The 8,002-nt window shown below is 37.0% G+C and carries 6 protein-coding genes; all 6 read left to right on the top strand.

The genetic code is table 11. From position 1 onward, the window contains the following. The first annotated feature begins 235 nt into the window (after nucleotides 1-235). Nucleotides 236-1,465 (top strand): TOPRIM nucleotidyl transferase/hydrolase domain-containing protein, encoded by a 1,230-nt coding sequence (locus RIB54_RS17905; protein ID WP_350102170.1) that lies wholly within the window; start codon nucleotides 236-238, stop codon nucleotides 1,463-1,465. Further along, nucleotides 1,462-3,306, top strand: coding sequence for a UvrD-helicase domain-containing protein (locus RIB54_RS17900; protein WP_350102169.1), 1,845 nt, complete (start codon nucleotides 1,462-1,464; stop codon nucleotides 3,304-3,306). The genes RIB54_RS17905 and RIB54_RS17900 overlap by 4 nt, the downstream gene beginning before the upstream one ends. Before the next feature lie 491 nt (nucleotides 3,307-3,797). Next, on the top strand, nucleotides 3,798-4,787 hold the full coding sequence (locus tag RIB54_RS17895; protein ID WP_350102168.1) for a hypothetical protein: 990 nt from the start codon (nucleotides 3,798-3,800) through the stop codon (nucleotides 4,785-4,787). Between the two features lie 17 nt (nucleotides 4,788-4,804). Continuing rightward, nucleotides 4,805-5,491 (top strand): hypothetical protein, encoded by a 687-nt coding sequence (locus RIB54_RS17890; RefSeq protein WP_350102167.1) that lies wholly within the window; start codon nucleotides 4,805-4,807, stop codon nucleotides 5,489-5,491. A gap of 3 nt (nucleotides 5,492-5,494) precedes the next feature. After that, nucleotides 5,495-7,351, top strand: coding sequence for an ATP-binding protein (locus RIB54_RS17885; RefSeq protein WP_350102166.1), 1,857 nt, complete (start codon nucleotides 5,495-5,497; stop codon nucleotides 7,349-7,351). Next, a complete protein-coding gene (locus tag RIB54_RS17880) occupies nucleotides 7,348-7,974 on the top strand; it encodes a response regulator (RefSeq protein WP_350102165.1) in 627 nt (208 codons plus the stop codon). The genes RIB54_RS17885 and RIB54_RS17880 overlap by 4 nt, the downstream gene beginning before the upstream one ends. The last annotated feature ends 28 nt before the right edge of the window (nucleotides 7,975-8,002 follow it).

The raw sequence follows: 8,002 nt of genomic DNA, 5'->3' as shown, positions 1-8,002 counted from the left end.
CCATCCTTACCGAATAGGGATTTGCCTGACTTGAACTGAGCAAGTGCTTTGCTCTGTAATTGGTCAATCTCTTCTTGTGTCATTGTCTATCTAAGTTAATTGTTAAAATCTTCTTAGACAGAGTTTAATTTACAGTCTCTTTCAAACCCTATCTGGAGCTCAGTTCGATAATGAACTTACATTAGCGACATTTGATATTGAACCTGAAAGGTTACTCCATACTATTCAAGTTTTAATGGGACATCAGAAACGGCCTGTTTCAGAGATTAGCCTAGGACTTTGTAATATATTATATATTACCCTAATGCTCTTGTTAATCCGTGACAGGACTATCCCTGAAATTTTAAGAGAGGATAAGTTTAATAGCCTTATTCCTAATGATTCTAACAAATACCTTCAGCAAAACTATACTAAAAATGAATCGGGAAGTTATATTTTGAATGACAAGATTAATGAAGCAGTGGATTATGATCTATTCTATTCCTTCATGAATCGATATTATAATCCTTCACAAGGTTTCACTATTCTGGCTATTGAAGAGCCTGAAGCACATTTACATCCAGCCCTGCAGCGTCTTTTATATGGTGAAGTGCTTCACAAAAGCACTACTTCAGTAATATTTACAACCCATTCTACTCATATTACTTCAATTGCACCACTAAATTCAATTGTTCACTTTTATCAAAATGACAAAGAAGAAACGGAAATAAAATCTTCACACCAATTAACTCTAACAGACAAGGACAGGAATGACTTGCAAAGATATTTAGATACCAAAAGAAGTGAATTGTTTTTAAGTGCAGGAGTTATTTTAGTTGAAGGAATTGCTGAAGAGTATTTAATTCCGCGTTTTGCTGAATTGCAAGGGTTATCGTTAGACTACAACCAAATATCAGTATGTAATGTGAATTCTAACCATTTTACACCCTATGTAAAGCTATTAAATGAACTTAATATCCCGTGGTGTGTAATAACGGATGGAGATTATTACGAAGAAGAGGTAGACAGTAAAGATAATAACCTAACAAAGAAAGTTTTCCATAAAAAATCGACTAACGGAAGTAAAAAAAAATATGCAGGCTTTGGAATTGCAAGCAAAACACTTTCTTCAATAGGTATTAAGAGAACGGATTCAACTTTAAGCAAAAGAAAGTTTTTTAAAAATCATGGCCTGTTCGTTGGGAAGTATACTCTAGAGGTTGATATAATGGAAAAGGGAGGTGATGTCGAAAATGAAATTATAAAAAGTGTGTTTGCGGATATAAAACCAGGAGGAGATAGACAGCAAGCGAATTTTGAAAAAGAGATCGATTCAGGTAACTATTGGAATGCCTTGAATAAAATAGAAAATACGGTGGGAAAGGGACGTTTTGCGCAACGCCTAGCTTCAGAGTGTACTGCTGAGCAAATTCCAGAATATGTTAAAGAATCGATAAATTATCTTGTTAAAAAGGTAGAAAGATGAATGAGTCCTTTTATGCAGACCTTGAATCAATTAAAGCTGATGAACATCAATATAATGCGTACTCTTCTAAGGGAAATAGTGTTATTATAGCAGGTCCAGGAAGTGGAAAAACTAGAGTACTAACATTAAAAGCAATTCAACTTATACAATCGAGCAATTCACGCAACACTGGACTGGCATGCATAAGCTATAGCAGAGAAACAGTACGAGAATTAAAAAACAGGCTTCATAACTACGGATATAGAAGTCGACCAATAGATTATATAGGAACTGTTCATGGCTTTTGTTTGGCAGAAATTATCATTCCTTTTCAAAGCCTGTACCCAGAGTTTAAAGTTCCTCAACCTTTTAAAATAGCCTCTGGTGAGGTAGTTAATTCAATATATCGTGGAATCTTAAAAGATTTAGATAAAACTGAATATGATATTTCAAAATTGGGAATTGATAGGGAACGTTTAATTTCAATAGTGGGAGAAAGTGAAGTAGTGACGGATACGAATCCGCTATATTCAAGTGCTGCAAAATTGTTTGAGGATCGATTAATGGAGTCTGGAGTCATTGATTTCACCCAAATTACTAAAACAGCGCTTCAACTGATTCAACAAAAAGACTATGTCCGTAAGTCTCTTGAATCAAAATTCCCATATCTTTTAATTGACGAGTATCAAGATCTAGGTAAAGCACTTCATGAGATGGTGTTATCACTACATGGGAACACTGACATTATAATATATGCAGTAGGAGATATGGATCAATCAATATATGGCTTTCAAGGAGCATACCCAGATTTTCTATTAGAACTTTATGATAGAGATGATTTTGAATCACATCGATTAATTCACAATTATAGAAGTAATGAGCACATAATTAATGCATCCCTGACAGCTCTTGACCCACCACCACCAGTTCCCGAATACAAGGCTCAAACTAGGACGGGGGAGAGTGCTGATTTTAGCTTTATTAGTTGTTATGCAGAAATGATAGAACAATATAACTGCGTTGCAAACAAGGTTGTACCTAAGCTTTTAAAGCAAGACATTATTCATAAAGAGATCGCGATTATTACTGGGTCTAACGATCAGGCATTCACAATGGCTATGATTCTAAATAACCAAGGGCTACCAGCATATGTTGCCAAATGGAATTTTGATACAAGATCTGATATCATCCAGTGGTTGATGGAGTGTGCAGCATGGTGCAATGACCCTCAATCTAAATCGTTTAAATCAATTTTCAGCTTTTGGGAGTATCTAATTCAGTCTCATAGCAACTCCAGAATTTACAAAACTCGAAATCAAATAATTATTGAATTTCAAGAGATTTTAGAAACTGCACGGCTGAAACAACAATTACTTCCTTGGTTGAAATGGATAATTGGTAATTTGGACATGGGAGAATTATTAAGAGATTCTGAAAGGTATCCAGATGATCGAGAAAATCTAATTATGCTTTTTGAAGAGGCAAAGACTGGTAAACTACAGAATGCACCCTATATAAAACTTACTCGATTATCCCAACCAGATAATGAGATTACAGTTATCACCAGACATAGTGTTAAAGGGCTAGAATTTGAAGCTGTCATTATGTTAGGTATGGAACAAGGCAATTTTCCTTGGTATAGCCACAAACCTGGCAGCAAAGAATATGATGAAGATAAGCGTATATGTTATGTCTGTGTTAGTCGAGCAAAAAAAGCCTGTATAATGCTCTATTCTAAGGTAATAACTAAAAGCACTAAATTCGGTTCAAGAACGGATTCTTATCAACCTTCAGTATTTTATAAACAGTTGTACAGCAAATTTGGTAATGAAAGTAATACTTATACCTCAGAGTCATATTAAGATTAAAGTCATCAAAAAATTGCACTGGCCAGCCAAAATACCGAACGTGCGCTGGCCATGTGGGTAGAAGTGATTATTTTGGCTAGACCTCTTGTCTCAAATGCTTTTGGGATTGGCAGTACATATGCAACTAGATAACCAACAGCCATTGTGCTCTTCTAGTTCTACAATAAACCATGACGAGATTCTTTCGTCCGCTGACTATCCTTTCAGTCTGTCAGCATCCTCAGAATGACGTGAGACAATTATCTCTTCTCACATGCATGTTTATCGTCCTGCATCCCCAGTGAAATGCGGTTTGTTAGTACTTGCATCATGTCCATCCACTCATGCTCATAAATCTACCCAAAGCTGGGTATTGATTTGAACCTGAACTATTAGGTATTTTAGGTTTTAAACTATTACTTGAAATACTGTTGTGCAGAAAAAGACATCAGATTATTTGTAGTCTTTTCCATATCAATCAATAAATCATAGCATAGAGATTCAAAATGGATGAACGTAAGGCCAATTTAACATTACAAAACTTTATTGATAGGGGTCTTTTTGATGATTCCAACGTTCAATTTGCAGGAGTATTTGAAAATGAGGAGAAGCCGGGAGAATATGATATTGAAATAGGTGTTTACAACCTTGATCGTGTTCTTGATGATTCACCTTATTTCAGGATCATCGATAGAACTAGAATAAAAATTAAGACACATATTAAGGATAAATCTTTTCAAAAAGGTTTCTTCAAAGCGCCTACCTCTTTAGATATTATTGATACTCCTCGATTTAATGGTTTATCTTCTTCCACTAATGTGACCAGATTTGCATTCATTGGAACACGGCACTGCAACCTCTGCCTGGGTACTTTAGGCGCTTTCTTTGAACAACACAACACCAATCGTACATTCTTTATTTCTAATTGGCATGTGTTAACCGATGGTGAACTGGTACTCAGATCACCCATTATTCAACCTCATGATGTGGATAGATTGCTCTTGAAAGATAAAATAGGTGAATTATACAGCTATTATTTAGATGAGCATATGGATGTTGCCATTGGTATTTTAAACAAGGGGGTAAAAATCAATAACCCAAATAACACCATTAAAGGCTTTGGTATGCCAAAATGGGGAATGACACTTAAAAAACATGGAGCTGGTACAGGTGATTATCCCAACGCAGGAGCAAAAATAATATCTACCAATTGTAGTGTTAGGGTATCCCATACCAATTATCCAAGGGGTGAACAGGTTTTCCATCGTCAAATTATGACCAAGGATATGGCCGCCAAGGGTGACTCTGGCTCTGTTTCGGTTGACAAATCAACAGGAGCAGCGGTAGGTTTGGTTTTCGCAGATAACGGACACAAATACACCATTCACAATCCAATTTGGATGATATTAAAAGATAAAAAATTGCCTTTTGAAATAACCGAAGGCGTCAATAGAGGTGCGATAATGCCCGAGTTAAACTTTAAAAAATTTGTTTAAATTAAAATACACATATCATGCATGAAAGATTAAAATTTAAGGTTCATTTGAGTGAACAAAGAGGCAAGGATGAAGCCTGGGGATACCAGCCAGTATTTTCAGAAGCGCAATATGGTACTCATTTTGTCATCAATGCCAGATTTGAAGGCAGACAAGACACCAATGGTGCAATCAATCTGGATAACATACATTTTTATCTCCAAAACTATACAGGAGAAGTTACTGTAGGTCTGGAAAAGTTTTCATTATTAGAAGAATGCGGCTTACACGAAACCAGATATCAGGAACTTCTTGAACCGGGCTATCCGAACAGTAAGGTTTATAAAATCACGCTTTTTGCTAAAGGCTTCAATAATAACTTCAGGCATTCTCATCATGCGGCTAATCATGTAACTGTGCTTAAACCGGGAGATATATTAGTGACTGAAGTTGTTTACTTACCTGTTACGAAGAAATTAACCTTTTGGGATGATGAAAATTTGTATCACCAGGCTTCTTATGTTGATCCAATCTATCAAATTCGTGATGGTGAAGATGTCAAATTAACCAAGGAAGGAGAGAGTATGATCACGAAACTGAACCAGCTAGGTATCGTGGAAACAGCCAATGGGGAATATGATTTTGGTACCATTGAAAGCTTTAATGTTACTGATGGTGTGGGAGTGGGAAGAGAATGTAAAGCCTCAGTTTCAATGGTAATCTAGCACATGAGATCTACCCTGGTCGCGATATTGATTTTTATGAGTCAGCTAATTGGTTATGCTAATGATTGTTCCGATATCATTGATTGTTTAAGAAAAAATGAGTTGAGCAATATTCAGTTAGAACATACTCAATTATCAGCTTATGATAAGCTCATGCTTAATTGGCAAGTTGAGTTCTTAAAGGAATTTGATCTTACGCTTATCAATCATCACTTTTTCGAAGATCACGAGCCTAAGGAAATTACTTTAGGCTCAATTTATTATTATATCAACAAAGGGGACTATTATTTCCATAATTACAACGATAAGAAAATTGAAGCACTTGAATACTACAAAACAGCATTGGAGCAGTCAAGGACTTTAGAGGACAAAAGGCTTGAATGCGAAGTACTGAAAAAGATTTTGTGGTTTCACAGGATCAACTACCTGTACGACAATAATACCTATAAAAGTTACCTGGATGATTATAAAGTAGCAGCTTATGACAATTTTGAACTGGCGAACTACCACTATTTTAATCTGATACTCAACTTTAAGAACTACTATGTCGACCAATGGGATAATGCCTCACACCAATGGCTGATCAGGTATTTTGAAACACACGAAGTCCCATTTCTCAAGGCAGTGACCTACACTGTTTTTGCCAGTTATTATGAAGAAATCAATAATTATGAAAAGGTCTGGGATGGCATTAGAATAGCGGAGGAAGAATTCTCAAAAATTCCATATAACTACAAGAAAAACAATGTAAATCAGCTTCTTATGTTCGCTGCCAGAATTGCCGCTAAGGACAGAGACCTCGAGCAACTGCGCTATTATTTATCGCAATTTGACACTGCGATTGTCAATAAGTCAAATTTTCAATTCAAGGCGCTTTACTTTTTCTACAGCTCCGTTTATGATACCTTAAAAGGGGATTATAGGTCAGCATATCATAAATATATGCGGTTTGAACTGTCGCAGGATAGCCTGAGAAGGTTCAAGTACAACGACCTGCTCAATGAATTGGAGACCATATACCAAACCGCTGAAAAGGAAAAGCAAATATTGGAAGAACAGCGAAAGGCACAAATTACCCGCAACTGGCTTGTAGTTGCCATTGTAGCACTGGTTTTAGGAACAGGCATGGCGGTACTATTGCAAAAAAATACTGCAAAAAAACGTCAGCTTGCTGAACAGGAAGTCCTGCTAAAGCAACAGAGGGTTGAAAATTTACTCAAAGCGCAGGAGCTGGCCAGCATTGATGCCATGATTGCCGGGCAGGAAAAGGAGCGGCAGGAGGTAGCCAATGAATTACATGATGATCTGGGAGGCTTAATGGCTTCTATAAAACTCCACTTTAATTCATTTAAAAGTGAGCCTAATCAGGCAACAAACAAGCTTTATGAAAAAACGGAATCACTCATTGATGAAGCTTATCAGAAGATCAGGGCGATCGCTCATGCCAAAAACTCTGGAGTAATAGCTAAACATGGCCTGCTAAAATCAATTAATGAGATGGCTCAAAAGGTTTCTATAGCCAATAACCTGGCTATTAATGTCAATGATCATGGCCTGGATGATCGGTTGGAGAACACCATGGAGCTGACCCTGTTCAGGGTTATCCAGGAGCTTATTACCAATATTGTGAAGCATTCAAACGCATCAGAAGCAAATATTCACCTTACCAAGCACTCAGATTACCTCAACATAATGATTGAGGACAATGGAGATGGGTTTGATACTGCCGGCATTACCACCAGAAGCCAGGGGATGGGACTTAAAAGCGTAGACAAGCGTATTTCTCACTTAGGTGGTAGTATGAATATTGATTCAGAAATAGGTAGGGGAACAACAATAATCATAGAAGTACCGACATGATAAGAATAGTTATTGCCGAAGATCACCAATCCTTGATTGATGGCTTGGAATTACAATTTGAAAATGATGATAACATCCAGGTGGTAGGTTCCGCCAATGATGGGGAAATGTTATTGGAAATAGTGGAAAAGAAAAAGCCAGATGTTGTTATCACAGATATCCGGATGCCCAAAATTGATGGCTTTGCGGCCACTAAGCTTATAAAAAAGGAATATCCTGAAATTCAAATTCTGGCCTTCACCATGTTTGATCAGGATGAAGCGGTAAGCCAGATGCTGGGAGCAGGGGCAACAGGTTACGTGCTAAAAAGCTCATCGTTAAACGAAGTGCGTACGGCAATTGAAACAGTTGCGAGAGGAGAGGCCTATTACGACCCTAATATTAATGTTAGCATAGAAGGTGATGATAAGGCAAAACAGAAAAAAGGTGAATTGACAAAGCGGCAAAAGGAAATACTGGAATTTATTGCGCAGGGTAAAACTTCACGTGAAATTGCCGATCAACTTTTTACCAGTGTTTATACCATCGAAACCCACAGAAAGAATATGATAAAAATACTGGGCCTGCATGGCAATGGCGAATTGCTCAGGTATGCCATAGAGAAGAAGTATGATTTTGGTTAGAATTTATCGGTTAAACCGCAGACTTTTT

Source organism: Fulvivirga sp. (assembly GCF_040218215.1).
Taxonomy (GTDB): domain Bacteria; phylum Bacteroidota; class Bacteroidia; order Cytophagales; family Cyclobacteriaceae; genus Fulvivirga.
The sequence above is the reverse complement of the archived record's forward strand: the minus strand, read 5'-3'. Positions and strand labels throughout refer to the sequence as shown.

Bases quoted from the DNA above. Each gene is read 5' to 3' on its own strand.
- RIB54_RS17880 (WP_350102165.1), top strand. From the start codon at position 7,348: ATGATAAGAATAGTTATTGCCGAAGATCACCAATCCTTGATTGATGGC.
- RIB54_RS17900 (WP_350102169.1), top strand. From the start codon at position 1,462: ATGAATGAGTCCTTTTATGCAGACCTTGAATCAATTAAAGCTGATGAA.
- RIB54_RS17895 (WP_350102168.1), top strand. From the start codon at position 3,798: ATGGATGAACGTAAGGCCAATTTAACATTACAAAACTTTATTGATAGG.
- RIB54_RS17890 (WP_350102167.1), top strand. From the start codon at position 4,805: ATGCATGAAAGATTAAAATTTAAGGTTCATTTGAGTGAACAAAGAGGC.
- RIB54_RS17905 (WP_350102170.1), top strand. From the start codon at position 236: ATGGGACATCAGAAACGGCCTGTTTCAGAGATTAGCCTAGGACTTTGT.
- RIB54_RS17885 (WP_350102166.1), top strand. From the start codon at position 5,495: ATGAGATCTACCCTGGTCGCGATATTGATTTTTATGAGTCAGCTAATT.